This is a genomic window from Exiguobacterium sp. s132 (assembly GCF_018617235.1).
Classification (GTDB): Bacteria; Bacillota; Bacilli; order Exiguobacteriales; family Exiguobacteriaceae; genus Exiguobacterium; species Exiguobacterium profundum.
Genome location: NZ_JACSJU010000001.1, coordinates 1,551,339 through 1,572,019, shown reverse-complemented (window position 1 = coordinate 1,572,019; position 20,681 = coordinate 1,551,339). Strand labels below are relative to the sequence as shown.

The 20,681-nt window shown below is 50.0% G+C and carries 19 protein-coding genes; 9 read left to right on the top strand and 10 right to left on the bottom strand.

All coding sequences use genetic code 11. The features are described 5' to 3' along the window. On the bottom strand, positions 1–933 hold the full coding sequence (locus KNO78_RS08055; protein WP_214690565.1) for an ABC transporter ATP-binding protein: 933 nt from the start codon (positions 931–933) through the stop codon (positions 1–3). A gap of 144 nt (positions 934–1,077) precedes the next feature. Between KNO78_RS08055 and KNO78_RS08050 the strand changes: the two genes are divergently transcribed. Further along, complete coding sequence (locus KNO78_RS08050) at positions 1,078–1,476, top strand: hypothetical protein (protein ID WP_159562802.1); 399 nt, start codon at positions 1,078–1,080, stop codon at positions 1,474–1,476. Between the two features lie 87 nt (positions 1,477–1,563). Here KNO78_RS08050 and KNO78_RS08045 read toward each other — a convergent pair whose 3' ends face one another. From KNO78_RS08045 to KNO78_RS08010, 8 genes are all read right to left on the bottom strand, one after another. Then, on the bottom strand, positions 1,564–2,463 hold the full coding sequence (locus tag KNO78_RS08045; RefSeq protein WP_214690566.1) for a CAP domain-containing protein: 900 nt from the start codon (positions 2,461–2,463) through the stop codon (positions 1,564–1,566). Positions 2,464–2,573: 110 nt separating this feature from the next. Continuing rightward, a complete protein-coding gene (locus KNO78_RS08040; RefSeq protein WP_374193983.1) occupies positions 2,574–3,797 on the bottom strand; it encodes an exo-beta-N-acetylmuramidase NamZ family protein in 1,224 nt (407 codons plus the stop codon). A gap of 191 nt (positions 3,798–3,988) precedes the next feature. Then, complete coding sequence (locus KNO78_RS08035) at positions 3,989–5,746, bottom strand: C39 family peptidase (protein WP_214690568.1); 1,758 nt, start codon at positions 5,744–5,746, stop codon at positions 3,989–3,991. A 92-nt stretch (positions 5,747–5,838) separates the two neighbouring features. Beyond that, positions 5,839–6,597 carry an ABC transporter permease gene (locus KNO78_RS08030; protein WP_214690569.1) on the bottom strand — a complete coding sequence of 253 codons (759 nt, stop codon included), beginning with the start codon at positions 6,595–6,597 and terminating at the stop codon, positions 5,839–5,841. Further along, positions 6,597–7,445, bottom strand: a complete 849-nt coding sequence (locus KNO78_RS08025) for an ABC transporter ATP-binding protein (RefSeq protein ID WP_159562797.1) — start codon at positions 7,443–7,445, stop codon at positions 6,597–6,599. Before KNO78_RS08025 ends, KNO78_RS08030 begins: the two co-directional genes overlap by 1 nt. After that, positions 7,442–7,648 carry a PLD nuclease N-terminal domain-containing protein gene (locus KNO78_RS08020; protein WP_012727079.1) on the bottom strand — a complete coding sequence of 69 codons (207 nt, stop codon included), beginning with the start codon at positions 7,646–7,648 and terminating at the stop codon, positions 7,442–7,444. Before KNO78_RS08020 ends, KNO78_RS08025 begins: the two co-directional genes overlap by 4 nt. A gap of 110 nt (positions 7,649–7,758) precedes the next feature. Further along, positions 7,759–8,172, bottom strand: a complete 414-nt coding sequence (locus tag KNO78_RS08015; RefSeq protein ID WP_047794988.1) for a universal stress protein — start codon at positions 8,170–8,172, stop codon at positions 7,759–7,761. 70 nt (positions 8,173–8,242) lie between these two features. Beyond that, positions 8,243–9,715 carry a SulP family inorganic anion transporter gene (locus KNO78_RS08010; RefSeq protein WP_214691255.1) on the bottom strand — a complete coding sequence of 491 codons (1,473 nt, stop codon included), beginning with the start codon at positions 9,713–9,715 and terminating at the stop codon, positions 8,243–8,245. A 233-nt stretch (positions 9,716–9,948) separates the two neighbouring features. On the opposite strand from KNO78_RS08010, the gene KNO78_RS08005 reads away from it, so the two are divergent. The 7 genes from KNO78_RS08005 (at position 9,949) to KNO78_RS07975 (ending at position 16,309) form a co-directional block, all read left to right on the top strand. Then, the gene (locus KNO78_RS08005; protein WP_012727076.1) at positions 9,949–10,266 is read left to right on the top strand and encodes an ArsR/SmtB family transcription factor; all 318 of its coding nucleotides are present in this window, start codon (positions 9,949–9,951) and stop codon (positions 10,264–10,266) included. A gap of 13 nt (positions 10,267–10,279) precedes the next feature. After that, positions 10,280–10,639 carry an arsenite efflux transporter metallochaperone ArsD gene (arsD, locus tag KNO78_RS08000; protein ID WP_214690570.1) on the top strand — a complete coding sequence of 120 codons (360 nt, stop codon included), beginning with the start codon at positions 10,280–10,282 and terminating at the stop codon, positions 10,637–10,639. 12 nt (positions 10,640–10,651) lie between these two features. Then, a complete protein-coding gene (arsA, locus tag KNO78_RS07995) occupies positions 10,652–12,409 on the top strand; it encodes an arsenical pump-driving ATPase (protein WP_214690571.1) in 1,758 nt (585 codons plus the stop codon). After that, complete coding sequence (locus KNO78_RS07990) at positions 12,406–12,684, top strand: Fe-S cluster assembly protein HesB (protein WP_074036072.1); 279 nt, start codon at positions 12,406–12,408, stop codon at positions 12,682–12,684. The genes arsA and KNO78_RS07990 overlap by 4 nt, the downstream gene beginning before the upstream one ends. A 32-nt stretch (positions 12,685–12,716) precedes the next feature. Continuing rightward, a complete protein-coding gene (locus KNO78_RS07985) occupies positions 12,717–14,003 on the top strand; it encodes an arsenic transporter (RefSeq protein ID WP_214690572.1) in 1,287 nt (428 codons plus the stop codon). Between the two features lie 14 nt (positions 14,004–14,017). After that, positions 14,018–15,676, top strand: a complete 1,659-nt coding sequence (locus KNO78_RS07980; protein WP_214690573.1) for an FAD-dependent oxidoreductase — start codon at positions 14,018–14,020, stop codon at positions 15,674–15,676. 63 nt (positions 15,677–15,739) lie between these two features. Beyond that, positions 15,740–16,309, top strand: coding sequence for a hypothetical protein (locus KNO78_RS07975; protein ID WP_214690574.1), 570 nt, complete (start codon positions 15,740–15,742; stop codon positions 16,307–16,309). A gap of 24 nt (positions 16,310–16,333) precedes the next feature. On the opposite strand, the gene KNO78_RS07970 is transcribed toward KNO78_RS07975, so the two are convergent. Next, the gene (locus KNO78_RS07970; protein WP_214690575.1) at positions 16,334–17,470 is read right to left on the bottom strand and encodes a GGDEF domain-containing protein; all 1,137 of its coding nucleotides are present in this window, start codon (positions 17,468–17,470) and stop codon (positions 16,334–16,336) included. A gap of 178 nt (positions 17,471–17,648) precedes the next feature. On the opposite strand from KNO78_RS07970, the gene pulA reads away from it, so the two are divergent. Beyond that, the gene (gene pulA, locus KNO78_RS07965) at positions 17,649–20,570 is read left to right on the top strand and encodes a type I pullulanase (protein WP_214690576.1); all 2,922 of its coding nucleotides are present in this window, start codon (positions 17,649–17,651) and stop codon (positions 20,568–20,570) included. The last annotated feature ends 111 nt before the right edge of the window (positions 20,571–20,681 follow it).

The window sequence follows — 20,681 nt, the reverse complement described above, 5'->3', positions numbered from 1 at the left end:
CTATTCCCGGAGCGTCTTCCCTGTCAATGCCAAAAAGACGGTATTGAGGGAAGGGCGGTCGACCGTGATGGCGGTGAAGTGGACACGTTCTTGATGGAGTGTCTCAAGGAGCGGAGCAAGCGGCGTGTCTTTGTCTAACGACACCTCGATATACGGTTCTTCATACTCTACTTTTTGAACGTGTTCGAGTGCGTCAAGACGTTCGAGCAAATTTGGTGTGAGCGCATCGACTTTGATCCGGGCCGTCTCGAGTGTCATGACACGGTCTTTCAATTCGTCCTGTGTTCCTTCTGCGATGATCCTTCCTTCATCAACGATGGCGATTCGGTCGCAGAGGAGTTCGACTTCTTCCATGTAATGAGATGTATAGATGATGGTGGCACCGCGGCGATTCAGTTCGCGGATGTTCTCTAAAATGGTATTTCGCGACTGCGGGTCGATGGCGACGGTCGGTTCATCCATGAAGATGAGTTCGGGTTCATGGACGATGCCACAGGCGATATTGAGGCGACGGAGGAGACCGCCGGACAGTTCGGGCGGACGTTTCTTTTGATGGGCATCGAGTTCGACGAAGTGGAGCGCGGCCTCGGTCTTTTGTTTCGCTTCTTTCGGACTGAATCCATACAGCTCCGCAAAAAATTGGATGTTCTCATAGACGGTCAGCTGGTCATAGACGGAGACGTGTTGCGGCACGATCCCGACGCGGCGTTTGATGGCTAGTTCGTCTTTTGGCATCGCTTTTCCAAAAATGTGAATCGAACCGGAGTCCGCCTCGTACAGATTCAACATGACCGAAATGGCGGTCGTCTTCCCGGCACCATTCGGTCCGAGCAACCCGAAGAGTTCGCCTTCTTCCACTTTCAGAGTGAGGTCGTTCAAGGCAATCGTATCCCCGAACCGTTTCGTGACATGGTCGAGCGAGATAATGGACATCGTGATACTCCTTTCTCATGTGAAATGTTTCTCGTTCTACACAAAGGTGTTCGAGGATTGTCACGAATTTACCTGTCCGGAACACTTGAAATGTGCAATAATCTAATTATTCAGATAATTATAGTGTTGAAATGAGGGATTTGGATGAAAGGATGGCAATTCAACAAACAAGAAGGGGCATTGTTCCCGGACGAAATCGTGCTTTCTGCGTTTTGTACAGTCGAACCGAAACGAATGGATTCGACACTCCCGTTCTATTATGATGAGTCGATTTTTCGTTTCACGAATAAGCATGGGGAGACGTTCTACTTTAAAATATCACCGAGCTATCACGAGTTTGAAATCAATATCAAAGGTGGGGACGGGGAGCTCGTATATTATCAACTGCTCCGCACCGTCAGCAAGGTCGAGATTTTAGAAGACCGGCGAGACCACGCAGAGTTATTGATCGTCCTAGCTGAAGATCGAAAGCGGACCGTGACGTCAATCGAATTGACCGTCCGACCGCGTTTTCGTGTGCTCGTGAAAGAGCATGAGATATAAGAAGTGCGTAAGGCTCGAGAGCGGATGCGAATCCGCTTTTTTAATTGGCGAAAAAAAGACAGCCACGACGTGACTGTCCTTCAGCGGTTATTTCGTCAAAAAGATTTGAACATGGATGGTCGACCCTTGGGCATCGATCGCTTTGCCAATCCCGAGGTGCGTATAATTCGCATTCAAGATATTCGCGCGATGACCGCTGCTGTTCATCCACGCATCGACCGCCCGGACTGGGTCGCTCGATCCTTTATAGATGTTCTCCCCCCAGCCCCGATACGAGACGCCGTAAGCGTCTAACGTGTCCCCGGGTGTACCGTTCTCCTTGAGCGTGTGCGAGAATTGACCCGTACGCGCCATCTCATCGGCACGGACTTGGGCGACACGGTTCGCCTCACTCGAAGCAGCGAGAAGAGAGAGACCGGCAGCCTTCCGTTCTTTGTTTGTCTCGGTCAACACGTTGACGGGCGACGTGAAACTGACATGATTGGCGAGGATGTACCCAGTGTATGAACCGTAGCGCACCTTGTACCATCGTGATGTGCCGGTATAGCGATATGACACGGTCTCAAGTTCTGTACCCTGCCGGACGAACTTGACGTTCGAAGAAGTCGTGAGCGGACGTGATTTTAAATAAACGCTCGACGGTTTGACGTACGTCGGTTTCGTGAACTTCACCTCAGCTGTGGACAAGCGGACATACTTGGCGGGCAGATAAGCGTAGCCGCTGCCCCATTGAATCTTATACCAGCGCACACCGTCCAATTGGAACGATGTCCGGACACGCATCGAACCGTCTCGCGGAATGAGTGCAAGTCGTTTCGCGCTCAAAGAAGGCGACTGCCGGACATTGAGTTGACTAATGTTGGTCACGTAACCGGTCGTGTTGATCGACGTCTCATAATATGCTTGGACGCGGTTGATAGAGAAGGGCGACCCGATCACTCCGAGTGTCAGAATGATGGTGAGTAGTAGAGAGATATGCTTCTTCAATGGAATCGACTCCTTTTGTGGGACTCCCTATATTCTATATCGTTTGGGTGATTTTTGGTTTTACCATTTCATTACAAAAAGGATGGACTCTTCGTGAGCCCATCCTTGCTTCATTTATACAGTAAATACTCTTTCCGAATTGGGAGAAACGCGTCCCGTTCGTCCTCGATTTTCGTCAGGATGTCTTCAAGCGGAGCTCCTTCGAGAATCATATCTTTCACGTAGGCGTTTCCTGTCAATTTCGTGATGAAGTCATTCGCTAAAAACTCGAAGTCGTCCGGATACATGCTGTGAGCCATTTGAATCATCGCAATCCCAGTTCTTGTCGATTCGAATCGAGCTGGATCAGTGACATAGACCTCAACTCCGTGCGTCAGTTTGCCCGCGTGTTTTGAGAACGTCGGCGTGAACGAGGCAGCTCGGAAAGCGACACCTGGCAAGTCGAGCCCGTTCAGCTCATTCGCATATTCATGCGCTTTTATATACGGCGCGCCGATCAGCTGAAACGGTTTCGTCGTCCCGCGCCCCTCGGATAAGTTCGTTCCTTCAAACAATCCGGTCGCAGGGTAAACATTGACCGTGTCGGTCGTCGGCATGTTCGGGGACGGCATGACAAACGGGAGTCCCGTGTCCTCATACATCATCGAACGCTTCCAACCTTTCATTTTTACGACTTCAAGGTCGGCTTGAATCTGATACTCGGTGTTGAACAGTCGCGCGAGTTCACCGACGGTCATCCCATGCTTTAGTGGAATCGGATAGAGACCGATGAAACTGGAGTAATCCGGGTCGAGCACCGGACCGTCAACGCGAAGCCCGCCTTGCGGGTTCGGACGGTCGAGGACGACAAACGGAATCCCGTTCTCGGCAGCGGCTTCCATCGCATACGCCATCGTATAGATATACGTATAGTAGCGTGTCCCGACGTCTTGGATGTCAAAGACGAGCACGTCGACATCTTGTAGCATCTCAGGAGTCGGTTTCTTCGTGGCACCATATAGGCTATATACAGGCAACCCCGTCACGTCATCGATGTAGGAACTGACCGTCGATCCGGCTTGGGCATCTCCCCGAACGCCATGCTCTGGTCCGTACAATGCCGTCAACTCGAAGTCATCGGACTGGTCAAATAGGTCGACGATGCTCGTTCTCTCCGCGTTGATCCCGGTCGGATTCGTGATTAGTCCGACCCGTTTTCCTTTCAAGATTTCCGGGTTTTCCATCAACCGGTCGACCCCGAGTTCGACCTTTGGTTTTTTCGGTTCAGACTTCGCATCGACGTCCAACCAGACGATGGAAGTCGTGAGAATCGTCAACGCAGCCATACCACCCATCCACTTTTTCATCAGAAACTCCTCCTTTGATTCATGTAAGCGCTTCAATTCCTTAACAGGAGTGTACCATTAAGAAATTTAATTTCAATATTTAATTGTAAAAATAGGAATTTATATTTCTTAATTTCATACTTTTCTCCTAGTCGGACATAAAAAACGTGTCCTTCGATGAAAGACACGTTCCTTTTTACTCATCTGACCGCGAGCGCTTTCCATCCCGTCGCGCTCATGACGGCGCTCACTTTTGACTTAGGGATGACCAAGCGACCGCGATATGGGTCGTTGATATACAAGTTTGACTTGTCATAGCCGGTTGCCAACATGACATGATAGTTGACGTAGCCGGTGAACTTCTTGTTCGAAGCGGTATACCAGTTGAAGTAGCCGTATGGTTTGTTGAAGTCGACACTCGCCCAGACGATGACCGGGTTGCCCATCGACAGTTCGCGTTCGATCGAGCCGAGCCCTTGATTGGACAAGTCTTTCACCGGACGATACTTACTGGCGAATCCAATCATGCCTTTTGGATAAATCCCATAGTTCTTATATTTTCCGAGCGTCCCTTTCGGATCTCCTGTGAACATGACGTTCGGGTCGACCCAGCGATAGAGACGGTTCTCATAGCGAGCGTTCCACATACTCTTTGGCATCTCGTTATATAAGGTCGAGGCGCTGACGGCACGCCCTTTTTCTTCAAGTGCCATTTTGAGGGAGAAGAACTCGCAGCCTGACGGATACCCCATCGGGAACTGACGATAGAGCGGGACGCTCATCTTATAGACGGACAGTGCCTGAGAATAGGCACCACGCGCATCGAATGAGGCGTTTCCGACACGACGGTTTTGATACATCTTTCCGTATGTATCAAAGTAATACCACTTGCCGTCGATGGCTTGCCAATCCGTCTTTTTCGTCAAGGCCGGAGCATAATATTCGTACTGGGTCGTATATTTCCATCCTTTCTCCGGCACACCGGTCGAATGGAAATGATACGTCTTTCCATCTAATCGGAATTTCCCTTTCAAGCGGTATCCGTAAGTCGGGTGGAATCCGACCTTCTTCCCATCGACCGTTTGAAATCCGTACTCACGACGTCCATATGGATCGAATGAATAGACGCGTGCATTCAATGTGTGGATACCTTCTAGTCGGTAGCCATAGGTCGGATGGAAGCCGTACATAACACCATTTATCTGTTGAAGGCCATACTTACGATCGCCGTATTTTCCGAACAGGTAGTGACGATTGTTAATCCGATGCAACCCTTCGAGGCGATACCCATAGTAGGGATGAAATCCATACACTTTTTCACCGATTCGGGTGAGACCTTGTCGACGTACCCCGTCAGTCCCGAAATAATAGCGTCGTGTGCCGATCGTCTGCCATCCGGTCGCCATCTTTCCTTGCTCCATCAAATAATATTTCTTGCCGTCAATCGTGTACATGCCTGTACGAATGGTCCCGTCTGGGAAGAAATAATGTTTGGCGTCACCAAACTGTTGCCATCTCGAGAGTCGGACCCCGTCCTCGTTGAAGTAATATCGTTTGCCTTCGATTGTCTGGAAGCCGGTGACGGCTTGACCGGTTTCGTCGTAATAATAGACGAGACCATCGCGTTCTTGCCATCCGGTGAGTAGCTTCCCGTTCTCGTCAAATGTGTATGTCGTGCCGTCGACCGCATGGGGACCCGTGATGAGTCGACCGTCTGTCTCAAAATAATATGTAGTACCTTCGATTTCCTGCCAACCTGTGATGAGGGTACCATCTTCATTCAGATAGTACGTATGACCCTCGATTACTTGCCACCCTGTCAACACCGTCCCGTCACTCGATGTATAGACGATGCCATCCTCCGTCTGTTGGAATGAACCCTCAGCGGACGCGAACTGTGGACTCGTCCACACTGCACCGATTAACAGACCGATGCCGACCCTTCTTTTCCATGTCATTCATGTGACCTCCTCTGTATGTATACAGAAGAGATACCCATATTTATCCAAGATGAAGCTGTGGCAAATGAATCATTTGTAAGGTCAGACGTTTACGCCGTATGACTCATGAACCGAAGTCGTTTCGACGCCATATACAGGGATAGGATGACGACAACGGTTCCGGTCACAATCGGCCACACGAGATTCACTTCTGTCAAGAACACCTGACTCGATAGTGGACCGAGCATCCATGGCATCCAATCGAGGTCGACCCAGCCGATGAGGAGCGACATGACGAAATGAAGACCGAGCGTCAAGACGACCGCAACGACACCGCTCTCGATCATCGCAGCGAGGAGAATGAAGATGGAGAGCTGAACGACAAAATGAAAGACAAGAAGTGCTGTAGATATGAGAAATGCGGTTACATCAAACGCCTCGAAAAGAATAACCGTATAGTAAGCGGCCGCTAATTGGGCGAGTACGAGACCACCGACCGTCAATAGGACGTAATGTGCCCATTTACTGATAACGATGCGAGACGTCGGGATTTGTAACGACTTGAGCCAAGCGAGCGTTCCGTTCGTCCGCTCATGACTAAACGTATGCATCGCCGACAACAAGACGACGAGAAGACCGATTTGGCGAAGCTGTTCACTGACTGAAATCAACACTTCTTCTGGTGTCGGTGTCGGGAGATCAATCACGGCGCCGTCCGGTAAATTGCCACCGGAAGCGAGGATATCTGGTAGGAAATAGAGCGTGAGCGGTTGCATCGAGGCAAGGAGCATGAGCACGATTGGGATCCAAATGAGTCGTTTGTTCGACCATGACTCTCGCCATTCCTGTTTAAAGATTGCGGTACGCATCAGGCGTTCACCTCCAAGAATAAAGATTCGAGTGACGGGTGCCCGACGTGTAGTGATTGGATGATGAGATTCCGTTCCAGGATGCGCCGCAAAATCGCCCGTTCGGCGAGATTCCGGTCCGTTGACTCAAACGTCCACGTCGAACCACGTTTGGTTGTTCGGGTCACGCCTTCTAACTGCGTCCAGTCTGCATCGGTCGTCCCATCGTCAAAGAGACGTAGCTCAATGGTCGACTTCGAACCGAGCAGGTCGGTCACGGTTCCTTCCATGAGCAATTTGCCTTGTCGAAGCAGGAGCACCCAGTCACTTGCCTCTTCGGCATCCGGCAGGACGTGCGTCGAGTACAGGATCATTCGCTCTCGTTTCAAGTCACTTAATAGATCGAGTACTTCTCGTCGACCGCGTGGGTCGAGTGCCGAGACCGGTTCATCGAGCAGTAAGAGTTCCGGGTCATGGACGAGCGCTTGGGCGATCCCGAGACGCTGTCGCATCCCTCCCGATAAGTTCGCTGCCGGCCGGTCGACCGGTTCGAGCCCGACTCGTTTCAATAGTTGAATCGGCTCGACGTGTTTGGTCCCCGTCAATTCAGCGGCATACCGAATCGTCTCGACGGGAGTCAACGATGGATAGAGGGCAGGGCGCTGAGGCAAATAGCCAATCCGAATACGTTCGTGTCCGGTCATATCGCCACTTGTCGGTTCGGTGACGCGGGCGAGCAAGTTCAAAAGCGTCGTCTTCCCGGCACCGTTTTCTCCAAGGAGGGACGTGCAACCCGGTCGTAATTCGAAACTGACATCATCGAGCGCCGTGAAGGAGCCGAATCGCTTCGTTACATGTGTGATTTTCATCGCGGAGTCCGTCCCCATAAGAAGTATACGATTGGGCCGAGTATGTTGATGAAGACGATGACGAGAAGCCATACCCATTTCGGGCCATTCGTCATGTCGCGTTTGAACAAGTCAATCAAGGCGACGACGAGCAGGATGAGTTGCAAAATCAAAACAGGTAGTAAGATGAGAAAAAGTGTATTCGGGTCATTTGCGATGTCCATCGCGAGAACCTCCTTTTGAATTAGCTGTCTTTAAAACATTCTACATGAACGGTATGTCCCCTGTATGTGACACAAAAAATCCCCATCTCACGACGGATGGGGACGATGCGTCATTTCACGATAATGACAGGAGCGAGAGCTCGTTTGGCCAGTTTATGACTCACGCTACCGAGCACGAACTCTTGGAACGTGTTCAATCCACGTGATCCGACGACGACGTATTCGTATGGTTCATGGTTCGCATATTTGACGAGCTCGACGTCCGGCTCCCCACGAAGTTCGATGTATTCGTAGGCAATGCCTTCTGCTTCCGTCAAATCGAACAGTGGCTTGAGCATCTGCTTTCGCTTCGTCTCCAAGTCGATTTTCCCTGTCGAATTGAGGGCCGCTTCTTTCGATTCCTTCGCACTGATGACGTGCACGATATCAATCGATGCATTCGACGCCTTTGCGAGCTGAATCGCTTTTTCTAGCGCACGTTTCGAGTGGGCAGAACCATCTGCCGCTAAAAATACCTTTCCCATGAAAAACTCCTCCTCTTTCGCACGTTCTACTTTTAGTATAGGTGATTTGGCGAAACGGGGAAATGATGAATCAGTGCCCTGCGTTCGCGTCTTGTTGCTTCAAGTGAAGGGCGAGTGTGTTGAGCAGTTTTTCCGAGTCTTTGTTCAAGTTGAGCAGTTCCGGTTCGATTCCGACTTCCCGATATTTGAAGATGACCTTATCGATTGCCCCGATGGCAGAGTCGTCCCAAAGATGCGTGTTCGCAAAGTCGATGGTGACTGTTTGGATACCGGCTTCAGCATCCTCTGTCACATCGAACTGATTGACGAATTCAGATGTCGAGGCGAAGAAGAGCTGACCGTTCACCATGTAATGAGCCTTGTCGGCATCGATCTTTCGCTCGAGATCGATTTTTGAGATTTTAGCAGCGAAGAGAATTGCTGCTGTCAAAATCCCGGCGAGTACACCGAGTGACAAATCATGTGTGACGACGGTGACGAGTACGGTGACGAGCATGACGACCGTATCCGATTTTTGGGCGGTACGCATCGCTTTGAGCGAACCCCAGTCAAACGTCGCATAGGAGACGAAGAACATGACCCCGACGAGCGCGCCGACCGGAATCAGCATGAGCACGTCGCTGATTGTCATGATCATGACGAAGAGCGCGAGACCGGCTGTAAGTGTCGACAGACGTCCACGAGCACCCGATGAGACATTGATGACCGATTGCCCAATCATCGCACATCCTGGCATCCCACCGAAGAACCCAGCAATGATGTTCGAAATCCCTTGTCCGCGCGATTCACGGTTTTTGTTTGAGTCCGTTCCTGTCATATCGTCAACGATTTGTGCCGTCAAGAGCGACTCGATCAATCCGACGAATGCGAGGGAAATCGAGTAAGGAAGAATGATCAACAACGTTTCAAACGTCAACGGGACGTTCGGGAATAAAAATTCCGGGAGTGTTGCTGAGATTGTTCCCATGTCTCCGATATTTTTCGTATCGAGACCGAGTGTGATGGCTAAAATCGTCATGACGACGATGGCGACAAGTGGTGCAGGGATGGCTTTTGTGACTCGCGGAAATAAGAAGATAATGGCGAGTGACGCGGCGACGATTGCCCAAATGATCCAGCTTTCCCCTTCAAAGTTGGATAGTTGCGCTTGAAAAATCAGAATGGCAAGCGCATTGACAAAGCCAACCATGACGGCGCGTGGAATGAACTTCATTAAGCGGGCGATGCCGAGATAACCGAGTACGATTTGAATGAAACCCGTTAGAATCCCAGCGGCCAGCAAATATTGAAGACCATGGTCGGCGACGAGTGAGACGATGACGAGCGCCATCGCACCGGTCGCAGCCGAAATCATCGCAGGGCGACCGCCTGCGATTGAAATCACCATGGCGATGATGAACGAAGCATAGAGCCCGACCATCGGGTTGACGCCAGCGATGAGTGAGAACGCGATCGCCTCAGGGATGAGGGCGAGAGCGACAACAATCCCCGCAAGGACGTCTGCTCGGACGTTACCGAGCCAGTCTTGTTTGATTGTATTCATTTTTTCCAAGAAGAACACACCTCTCTTTATATTTTGACTTTGATCTTCGAGTCTCACGAAGATCAAATGCCACATTATATGAAAGGAAATGTTCCAACGTTACGTGTTTTCACAACGTGTTTCATCATAACGGATTTTTTTTGAAATGACAATTGAATGAAGTTGAAAAGTATGGTAATTTCATAACGGATACGTTATATAACAATTAGGTTATACAGGAAGGGGAAGTGGAAATGTACACTGCAGAAGAATTAAGCAAAGTACTCAAGGTGCTCGGTGATCCGACTCGATTGACCATGCTGAAACAGATGGAAGCGGGAGAACAGTGTGCGTGTAGTTTCGTCGACTGTTTTGACATCTCACAGCCGGCAATCAGCCGTCATTTGAAGATGTTGCGTCAGGCTGGACTGTTATTAGAGCGCCGAGACAAACAATGGATCCACTATCGATTGAATGAGACGAGCCCTTTTTATGGGATTGTCGTCGATTTGCTCGACAAGATTGAGACAATCGATGTGAGTTGCGACTGTGACACCGAATGTGCAATTTAAGGAGGAGTCAACGATGAAACTTGAAGTGTTTGAACCGGCAATGTGCTGTCCAACAGGATTATGTGGTCCATCCATCGATCCAGAACTGACGCGAGTGGCGACAATTCACTACGTGTTAAAACAGCGAGGCTTCGATGTTGCTCGTTATAATCTGGCATCGGAACCGAATCGATTCGTTGAAAATGTCAAGGTGCAAGCTGAAATTGCAAATGGGCTCGAGATGCTACCGCTCACAGTAGTTGATGGAAAAATCGTAAAACGGGGTGCCTATTTAACAGATGAAGAAATTGCGGAGTTGACGGGACTACCAGTTGACGCATTTGCCAAGAAAGATGGAGAAAAGCCGAAAGTTCGCATCTCACTGAAGAAATAAGGAGATATGCTCATGAAGACATTTGATTTTCATACGATTGAACCGACCCGTTATGTGTTCTTGACCGGGAAAGGTGGCGTCGGGAAGACATCGACGGCGTCAAGCCTCGCCCTGACGCTCGCCGACCGAGGCAAGCGTGTCTTACTCGTTTCGACCGACCCGGCTAGTAATTTACAAGACGTGTTTGAGATGGAACTCGATGAGACGCCGCGCCTCGTTCCGGAAACAAAGCTTGCCATCGCCAACTTCGATCCCGAAGAAGCGGCAAAACAATATATGGAGCGCATGGTCGGACCTTATCGAGGTGTATTGCCGGACGTGGCCATTCAGTCGATGGAAGAGCAATTATCCGGTGCCTGTACGGTTGAGATTGCGGCATTCGACCAATTTACGGACTTGTTGACGTCCGTGTCAGCCCGTGAGGCGTACGATCACGTCATCTTTGACACGGCACCGACTGGTCATACGTTGCGCCTACTCACCTTGCCGAGTGCATGGGATGAATTTTTGGAGACGAACACGACAGGTGCGTCTTGCCTTGGTCCGCTTGCCGGTTTAGCTGACAAACAATTGCAGTACAAAAAGGCAGTTGAGACGCTCACTGATGGTAAAGAGACGACACTGCTTCTCGTTGCCCGTCCCGAAACATCCACACTCATCGAAGCGGAGCGTGCCGCGACCGAACTTCGCGCCATCGGTATCGAGCGAATGCAGCTCATCGTCAACGGTCTTATCCAACAGGATGAAGGGGCAGACCGATACATGAAGCGGCTCATCGAGCGTCAGCAACAAGCACTCCGTGAACTTCCTGAAGGCATAACTGACCTCGAGGCATTCAAACTTCCATATGCTTACGAAAATCTGATCGGTGTCTCTGCACTTCGGCGCTTTGTGAACGGAGAGACGGTCGCTGTCGCAAATGCATGCTATGACTCGAGTCGTTACGGATCACTTGATCGACTCGTTGATGAGATTGAGGCGGACGGTCCAAGTGTCATCATGACGATGGGGAAAGGTGGTGTCGGGAAGACGACACTTGCTTCGCTGATTGCGGTTGCGCTTCATGAAAGAGGGCACTCTGTTCATTTGACGACGACGGATCCGGCCGCTCATGTCGCTTTCACGATTGGGACAAACATTGCAGATACGTTCACGGTCGATGCCATTGACCCGAAAGTTGAAATTGAGAGGTATCGACAGGATGTGTTCAAGGAAGCAGGGGACCTGAATGAAGAGCAACGTATGATGCTCGAAGAGGACCTGCGTTCGCCGTGCACCGAAGAAATCGCCGTTTTCCGTGCCTTTGCGAATCAGGTGGCGAAAGCGAAAGACCGTTTCGTCGTCATCGATACGGCACCGACCGGACACACGCTTCTTCTGTTAGATGCGACCGAGAGTTATCATCGCGAACTCGAACGCTCGACTGGCGTTGTCCCGGAAGCAGTCCGAGATTTGTTGCCGAAATTACGTGATCCGAAACAAACGCACGTCATCATCACGACCTTGCCTGAAGCGACGCCGGTATATGAAGCTGAACGACTCGTAGCAGATTTGAATCGGGCTAAGATTCTACCGTTCGCTTGGGTCGTTAATCAATCGTTCACGCCACTCGATGTCACGAGCAAACTATTGACCGCGAAAGTCGCGAATGAAGTCCTATGGCTCGAACGTGTGAACAGCTATCGGCGTCCGACGATACTCGCCTGGCAAGAACATTTGCCAGTCGGATATTCCGCGTTATCCCAACTATTGAAGGAGGAAGTGAAATGAACATCACGAATGAAGCCATCGATTACTTAAAAACAGCGCTAGAGGAGGAGCAGACAAAATCGGTCCGCATCATCACGGAGGCCGGTTGCTGTGGACCGACACTAGGTTTGGCCGTAGCGACACCGGAAGCGACCGATGAGGTGAAGCACTTCGACGACCTTACGTTTGCCGTGGCGAACGAAGCTACAGCGTTGTCCGCAAACGTCACGCTCGACGTTGAATCAACAGAAGAGGGAATGACACTCGTATTGCACGGTTTGCAGCCGAGTTGCTAAAAAATAAATAGAGATTATTGGAGGATTACATTGTGCAGTGGATTGCTAGTTTAATTTTTCTTGTGACGCTTTTCCTCATCATCAAGCAACCGAAAGGCCTCGGCATCGGTTACTCGGCGATGGGGATGGCTGTCATCGCTCTCGTTTCGGGCGTCGTCAATCTTGATGACGTCGGAACGGTATGGGGCATCATTTGGAACGCGACGTTCACCTTTATCGCAATCATCATCATTTCACTCATTTTAGATGAGATTGGATTCTTTGAATGGGCCGCTTTACACATGGCGCGAATCGCCAAAGGTGGCGGGGTGAAACTCTTCGTTTATATCACGTTACTCGGTGCCCTCGTCGCAGCATTGTTTGCGAACGACGGGGCGGCGCTCATCTTGACGCCAATCGTTTTAGCGATGGTCCGGGCTCTCAAACTACCGGACACGGTCGTCTTGGCATACGTTATGGCATCGGGATTCATCGCCGATACGGCAAGTCTTCCATTCATCGTCTCGAACCTCGTCAACATTGTCTCAGCCGACTTCTTTGGTATCGGGTTCGCCGAGTACGCCGCGCGGATGGTGTTCGTGAACGTGTTCGCGGTCGCGGGGAGTCTGCTCGTGTTGTACCTTTATTTCAAAAAAGATATCCCGAAACAGTATGACGCCTCACAGTTGGCTGAACCTTCGTCCGTCATTAAAGATCATACGATGTTCCGCTTATCCTGGATTGTACTCGGTTTACTGGTCATCGGGTACTTCACGAGTGATTTAGTCGAGATCCCCGTTTCGCTCGTCGCGGGTGTAATCGCCTTGTTCTTCCTCGTGATGGCTAACCGCTCGTCAGCGGTCCAGACGATGCAAGTCATCAAAGGTGCACCGTGGGCCATCGTCTTCTTCTCGCTCGGGATGTATATTGTCGTCTACGGTTTACAAAATGCCGGACTCACTCAAGTATTGGCGAACTTTATCGATTGGTTCGCGGTTAACAGCTTCAGTGCCACGTTCGGGATGGGCTTTTTGGCCGCCATCTTGTCATCGGTCATGAACAATATGCCGACCGTCATGATTGATGCGCTCGCCATCGACTTGACGCATACGACCGGACAGGTTCGGGAAGCGTTAATCTATGCGAACGTCATTGGTTCCGATCTCGGTCCAAAGATTACCCCGATTGGGTCGCTAGCGACGCTTCTATGGCTCCACGTCCTTCGTACGAAAGGCCTCAAAATCGGATGGGGACAGTACTTTAAAGTCGGGATCATCTTGACGATTCCGACATTGGCTATCACGTTGCTCGGCCTATACATCAGCTTATTACTTTATTGAGGAGTGGATTATATATGAAACTAGTCATCATCGGTTCAGTCGCTGCAGGGACATCGGTTGCGGCGAAAGCGCGTCGGAACAACGAAGACGCACAAATCACGATTTACGATCGAGATTACGATATCTCGTACTCTGGTTGTGGGATTCCTTACTACGTTGGCGGAGAAGTCGAGTCACGTGACGATTTGACACCGCGCGATGCGGCCTTCTTCAAGAAGCGCTACAACATCGACGTGATGACGCGTCATAATGTGACGTCAGTCGACAAAGACACGAAGACGGTGACGGTTGAAAACTTAGAGACGGGTGACACGTTCACGGACTCATATGATGTCCTCGTCCTTGCGACGGGTGCGTCGAGCATCATCCCACCGATTCCAGGGGTGAAGTCGGACAACGTCTTCCCGATTCGAAACATCCAACATGCGGAGGCGACACGCTCCTTCGTCGATTCGACAGACCCGAAACATGCGACAATCATCGGAGCCGGCTTCATCGGTCTAGAGATGGCGGAACAGTTGAAGCTTCGTGGTGTGGACGTGACCATCATCGAACGTGTACCGCAAGTGATGCCACCACTCGACAAGGATATGGCGTGTCGCGTTGAGGAACACCTCGAGAAGAACGGAATCGAGCTCATGCTCGGAGAGACCGTGACAGAACTTGTCGGTGACGGACACGTCGAACGGGTCGTCACGGAGAGTGGGAAGACGATTGAGACCGACCTCGTCATCTTGTCTGTCGGAGTCCGTCCGAACGTCGAGCTCGCCATGAACATGGGAGTCAAACTAGGTGAAACGGGTGCGATCGCCGTCAATGAGCGGATGGAGACGAACATCCCAGACGTCTATGCGGCAGGAGACGTCGCGGAGAGTTTCTCGATCGTGACAGGGAAACCGATTTGGCGTCCACTTGGTTCGACAGCGAACAAGATGGGGCGGACCGCCGGGGACGTCATCACGGGCGGTCACCTCGAACATCGGGGCATCCTCGGAACGGGCATCTTCAAAGTGTTCGGACTTGCCGTCGCACAGACGGGTCTCGCCGAAAAAGAAGCACGCGAACTCGGATACGATATCGAGGTACTTCATAACACGAAACCGGATAAGCCTGCCTATATGGGTGGAAAAGATATGACGATTAAAGCGGTCGCCGATCGTGCGACGCGTCAACTGCTCGGTGTCCAAATCGTTGGATTTGAAGGAGTCGACAAACGAATCGACGTCTTCGTCACGGCCATCACCCTTAAGGCGAAAGTGGACGACTTGTTCCATCTCGACCTCGCCTACGCACCACCGTTCTCGACGACGAAAGACCCGGTCATGTATACGGGGATGGTGCTTTCGAACAGTATCGACAAGGCGGCTCGACTCATCACGCCGGCCGAACTTCAGGCACGAATCGATGCCGGGGAAGACATGCAAATCATCGATACGCGGAAAGCAGCACAGTTCGAGAAGGCGTGTGTCGATTGTGCGGTCAACGTCCCACTCGGTAACCTTCGGGAAGCGGCGAAAGACATGGACAAGGACAAACCGACCGTTGTTTACTGTAACGGAGGCGTGACGGGCAACGCGGCACAGAACGTGCTCCGTAACCTCGGATTCACCGATGTGTACAACTTGTCAGGTGGAAATAAGAATTATCAGTTGTTCAAAAAATACGGGAACTAAGCAAGACGACGTCCGCAACTGCCGGACGTCGTCTTTTGATATGCTGTACGTGAGGTGAAGTCGATGGATTATAAGATGTTACATGAGAAGTTTGAGCGACGGAAGCAGTGGCTCATTTTTGACAAAGAAGAAGTCGTCCGTCGTGTCATGGTACGCTACAAGGCAAGGATTATCCCGAAGACGGACATCATGGACTTAGTGAACGACGATCAACTGTCGTATGAACATATCTTTTGTTGCTTAACGATTGATGACCCAAGAATGCTTGATAAAGTCTTCACGGCGAAAGAGAGAAAAGACCATCAGTGGGAGATTGATGACAATGCGAGGCGTGGGATGGTATATAAGCACAAAGATGAGGCACATCGACTTTACAACCAGTTGATTATCGATGAACAGGAAGGTCGCCGACTCGACATCGTCTTCGAGAGCAAGGATGGAAAGTATGTGACCGGTTTTTTGACAAGAGACATGTCAGAGCAAGTCGCCTCTTATATTTTTGCACATGTCGGAGGCGCCAAGTTCACAGGTTTAGTCCCACGTTCACTCTTACCAGCGGACTTAACAGATGAAGAAATCAAGATGAGCTATCGGTGGTACTTGGAGTCGCTCGATGAATGGAATAAACTTTGAAAAACCTCTCACAAATGTGAGAGGTTAGTTTGCTTTCTGTTGACTCCATTTGCCGATTTGATTTCGTCCGTTCCGTTTGGCGACGTAAAGACCGATGTCTGCCTTTTTGATTAGTTGGGCGGACGTGACGACCTTTCGTTCAGAAGTGCTCGATACTCCGATTGAAATGGTGACCTCAAGCGTCGATCTGTTAGGTAATTGAAACGGTTGTTTCGAAACTTCGGTCAAATAGCGATTCGCAATCGACATGGCTTGCGAAAGGTTGCAGTCGGCAAGTAAAACAGAGAACTCTTCTCCGCCGTTTCGGCAGACCATGTCATCTGCTCGCGCGATTCCAGAGAGACGTTGACCGAGCTCGACTAAAATTGCATCACCCGCATCGTGTCCATACGTATCATTAACTGATTTGAAGTGATCGATATCGATTAACAACAACGCAATCTCGTTCGGCGACATGAACACTTCTTCATCGACGCGTTTCATTTCCTCATCAAACTGTCTTCTATTACCTAACCCCGTTAATGTATCCGTATAAGCCGCTTCTTTATATTTTGTGATAAGACGTTCAGAGCGTTCGATTTTTCGTATGCCACCATACACGATATGCAAAAAGAAGCCTGCCGCGTAACCGATGAATAAAAACCAGATGAGTGTTATAAAATATGCACTTGGCTCCTTATAGTTCGTCATGTTGAGAATAGAGAAGAGTGCAATGAACGTAAGACTAATCATATTTACGATTCGAATATCTTGTGTCGGCTGGATCCGTTCGCGCATTCGTAAGAACAGAAATGCTGTTCCAGCTGCTACGGAATAATCTAGGAGTGTGATCAGAAGTAGTATTTCTCCGGGAACGATAAACGGAAGTAGGATAATACTCGTCACATACGTGATACGCAGACCAGATATCCCAAAGTACAAAGCAGAAATGATGAGTGGGACAAATCCATACTGAAAGTCCGCTTGAGCGTTCCAAAGTACACCATGAAGCGTGATGATCATAGAGAGTCCTGCTAGGAGGATGGAGATGGTCATCTGACGCCGAATCGGTAATTTATTTGTGAAACCGAGCTTGGTAAAACGTGAGATCAGATATAGACCAACGAGCAAAAGGCTCGCGTTGGCAATTAGGTTATTAATTAAGTTTGTAAGTGATAGCAATTAAGTTTTTCCTCCTTAAATTCTATATACAGGTTGAACTCTCGGAAAGCAATCCTTTTTGTGGAGGAAAGGTGTTTAGTGCTCTACTTTACTAAAATAACATTGCTTCACTAAAAGAAACCGTTTACAATTTCTGTGTAAGCGTTTTCTCAAAATAGTGCTACAAGGAGGGACCCTCATGGTCAAAAAGCAATGGAAACCCGTATGGGCAGTTGTGCTAACGTTTGCACTGATTCTGTCAATGTTTCCGATGCCGACGTCCGCTTTAGATAAAGGGAAGTCGACGCTTGTCGTCGTCCATTATCAAGAGGCGCCGGATAACGAAAAGGATTGGAACTTATGGCTTTGGGCGAACGGCCCAGATTACTTCCCGAACAAAGGCTTCACATTCAACGGGGAAGATGCATTCGGAAAGGTGGCGGCTTACGAATTCCCAGTCGATTCACCTGAAAAAATCGGTCTCATCGTCCGCACGGATAATTGGGACAAAGATAAAGGTTCTGAGAACGACCGCTTCATCACAAGCGATATGATTCAAGATGGTGTCGCCGAAGTGTGGATCAAGTCGGGCGATCCGACCATCTATACGTCGAACCCGGACGGGGAGACGGCTTCGACGGAAATCGATATGAAAGTTCATTATTTCCGTTACGACAATACATATACGGACTGGGGTCTTTGGGCTTGGCCGGACGGTGGGGACGGGCAGAGCATCGCCTTCGATGAGGCTGATGATTTCGGTGCCGTCGCGAACGTGAAACTCGCCAACCCGGAATCGAAGAAACTCATGGGCTTGATCACGAAAAAAGGAGAATGGACGGAGAAGGATGGGGAAGACCGATTCGTTCTCGGGACTGCGAAAGAGATTTGGCTCGTTGAAGGAGATTCGACAATCTACTATTCAGAGCCACAAATCGATCGCTCTCCAAAACTTGTCTCGTTCTCGGCGGACACGTTCCGTCAAGCAACACTCACAACGAATCGCGTCATCACGGATGCGTTCATCGATGAATTGAGCGTAGACGGGGCAACGGTGGAATCGATTGAAAAAGCTAGCGACAAGTCGGTGACGATTCAATTCAAAGCAGACATCGATTTAGCGAAAGTCATCAAAGCCTCGCACCCGGAGTTCGGAGAACAGACGCTCCAGGCCGGCAAAGTTCTTCGTTCGAAAGAATTCGATGCGAAATATGCATACGACGGTAAACTCGGTGTCACGTACCAAAAGTCGAAAACGAAGTTTGTCCTCTGGGCACCGACGGCTCAACAAGTCGAGCTCGAACTGTGGAACATGCCGACGAACCGACCGACGAACGACAAAGATATGAAGAAAGTGATTCAAATGAAGCGCGGTGAGCGCGGCACGTGGGTAACGGAAGTTCGTGGTGACCTGGACGGCATCGGTTATACGTACCAAGTGACCCATGCGACAGGGAAGGTCCGTGCGGTCGATCCGTATGCGACGGCTGTCGGCGTGAACGGTGACCAAGGTGTCATCGTCGATTTGAAAGAGACAGATCCAAAACGTTGGAATTCGATGAAACCGAAGTTGAAACAATCGACGGACGCGATCATCTATGAGACGCATGTCCGTGATTTCTCCATCTTTGATGTGAAGACGGACAAATACGACTCAGGCATCCAAAACAAAGGAAAGTATCTCGGTGTCATCGAACCAGGAACGCGTCTTCTCGTTGACGGAAAGAAAACGGCAACGAAGACAGGGCTCGATCACGTCAAAGATCTCGGCGTGACACACGTTCAGTTCATTCCGGTCTATGACTTCAACACGGCCTCCGTCGATGAGACGAATCCGATGGCGACGTACAACTGGGGATATGACCCGAAAAACTACAATGCACCAGAAGGGTCGTATTCAACGAATCCTTACGATGCGAAAGTACGCATCATGGAAATGAAACAGATGATTCAAGGATTGCATGACAACAATTTACGTGCCGTCATGGACGTCGTATACAACCACATGTTCGATGCACAGGCATCGAACTTGCACAAAATCGTACCGGGTTACTACTACCGCTACACAGCGGGTGGTGACTTTGCCAACGGAACAGGTGTCGGAAACGATACGGCTTCCGAACGGGCGATGATGCAAAAGCTGATCGTCGACTCGGTCGTCTATTGGGCAAAAGAGTACCATTGGGACGGATTCCGTTTCGACTTGATGGGAATCCATGACGTCGACACGATGAACAAGGTTCGTTCGGAGTTGAATCGAGTCGACAAGTCGATTCTCGTCTTCGGAGAAGGATGGGACCTTGGTACGCCGCTCGATGCTGAATTAAAAGCAAATCAAAAGAACGCCTACGACATGCCGGGCATCGCCCACTTCAATGACAACATCCGTGACGGCTTGAAAGGCAGCGTCTTCTTCGATGAGGACAAAGGATTCGTCAACGGAAAAGAGGGCATGGAAAATCGCGTGAAGACGGGAATCGTCGGTGAGATCGCTTATAGCGACACGATTAAAGGATTCACGAAAGAGCCGACGCAAGCCATCACGTACGTTGAAGCCCATGACAACCACACGTTATGGGATAAGCTAGAGTTAACGAACCCAACCGCATCAGAAATGGACAAGACGAAGATGCACCGACTCGCTTCAAGCATCATTTTGACGAGTCAAGGGACGACATTCCTCCACGCTGGACAAGAGTTCATGCGCACGAAGGAAGGCGACCACAACTCCTACAAATCACCAGACTCAATCAACCAGCTCGATTGGAAACGGGCGGCCGACCGCAAGGCGGACGTTCAATACATGAAAGGCTTGATTGAGATGCGTAAAGCCAACCCAGGTCTTCGGATGACAAAAGCGAGCGACGTGAAACGATTCTTGACATTCCACAAAGCGGAAGCGAACGTCATCACATACACGATTGACGAAGATGCACCGGGTCAAAAGAACGACTTGTTCATCACGCATAACGCCAACCCGACAAATGTCCAAGTCACCCTTCCTAAAGGGAGCTGGAACGTAATTGTTGATGGCGACCGTGCCGGAACGAAGACAATCAAGCGCGCAACTGGAAAAGTAAACGTGCCTGCATACAAGACGTTCGTCCTCGAACGCAACTAATCATTGACCCCACTTTGAAACGAGTGGGGTTTTCCAATGGAACAATTATGTTTAATTGGTAATTAATGCTTTACAAACTATTTATTTTGTATGAACACGAGAATTTACGTT

Bases quoted from the DNA above. Each gene is read 5' to 3' on its own strand.
- KNO78_RS08055 (WP_214690565.1), bottom strand. From the start codon at position 933: ATGTCCATTATCTCGCTCGACCATGTCACGAAACGGTTCGGGGATACG.
- KNO78_RS08050 (WP_159562802.1), top strand. From the start codon at position 1,078: ATGAAAGGATGGCAATTCAACAAACAAGAAGGGGCATTGTTCCCGGAC.
- KNO78_RS08040 (WP_374193983.1), bottom strand. From the start codon at position 3,797: ATGGGTGGTATGGCTGCGTTGACGATTCTCACGACTTCCATCGTCTGG.
- KNO78_RS08035 (WP_214690568.1), bottom strand. From the start codon at position 5,746: ATGACATGGAAAAGAAGGGTCGGCATCGGTCTGTTAATCGGTGCAGTG.
- KNO78_RS08030 (WP_214690569.1), bottom strand. From the start codon at position 6,597: ATGCGTACCGCAATCTTTAAACAGGAATGGCGAGAGTCATGGTCGAAC.
- KNO78_RS08025 (WP_159562797.1), bottom strand. From the start codon at position 7,445: ATGAAAATCACACATGTAACGAAGCGATTCGGCTCCTTCACGGCGCTC.
- KNO78_RS08020 (WP_012727079.1), bottom strand. From the start codon at position 7,648: ATGGACATCGCAAATGACCCGAATACACTTTTTCTCATCTTACTACCT.
- KNO78_RS08015 (WP_047794988.1), bottom strand. From the start codon at position 8,172: ATGGGAAAGGTATTTTTAGCGGCAGATGGTTCTGCCCACTCGAAACGT.
- KNO78_RS08010 (WP_214691255.1), bottom strand. From the start codon at position 9,715: ATGAATACAATCAAACAAGACTGGCTCGGTAACGTCCGAGCAGACGTC.
- KNO78_RS08005 (WP_012727076.1), top strand. From the start codon at position 9,949: ATGTACACTGCAGAAGAATTAAGCAAAGTACTCAAGGTGCTCGGTGAT.
- arsD (WP_214690570.1), top strand. From the start codon at position 10,280: ATGAAACTTGAAGTGTTTGAACCGGCAATGTGCTGTCCAACAGGATTA.
- arsA (WP_214690571.1), top strand. From the start codon at position 10,652: ATGAAGACATTTGATTTTCATACGATTGAACCGACCCGTTATGTGTTC.
- KNO78_RS07990 (WP_074036072.1), top strand. From the start codon at position 12,406: ATGAACATCACGAATGAAGCCATCGATTACTTAAAAACAGCGCTAGAG.
- KNO78_RS07980 (WP_214690573.1), top strand. From the start codon at position 14,018: ATGAAACTAGTCATCATCGGTTCAGTCGCTGCAGGGACATCGGTTGCG.
- KNO78_RS07975 (WP_214690574.1), top strand. From the start codon at position 15,740: ATGGATTATAAGATGTTACATGAGAAGTTTGAGCGACGGAAGCAGTGG.
- pulA (WP_214690576.1), top strand. From the start codon at position 17,649: ATGGTCAAAAAGCAATGGAAACCCGTATGGGCAGTTGTGCTAACGTTT.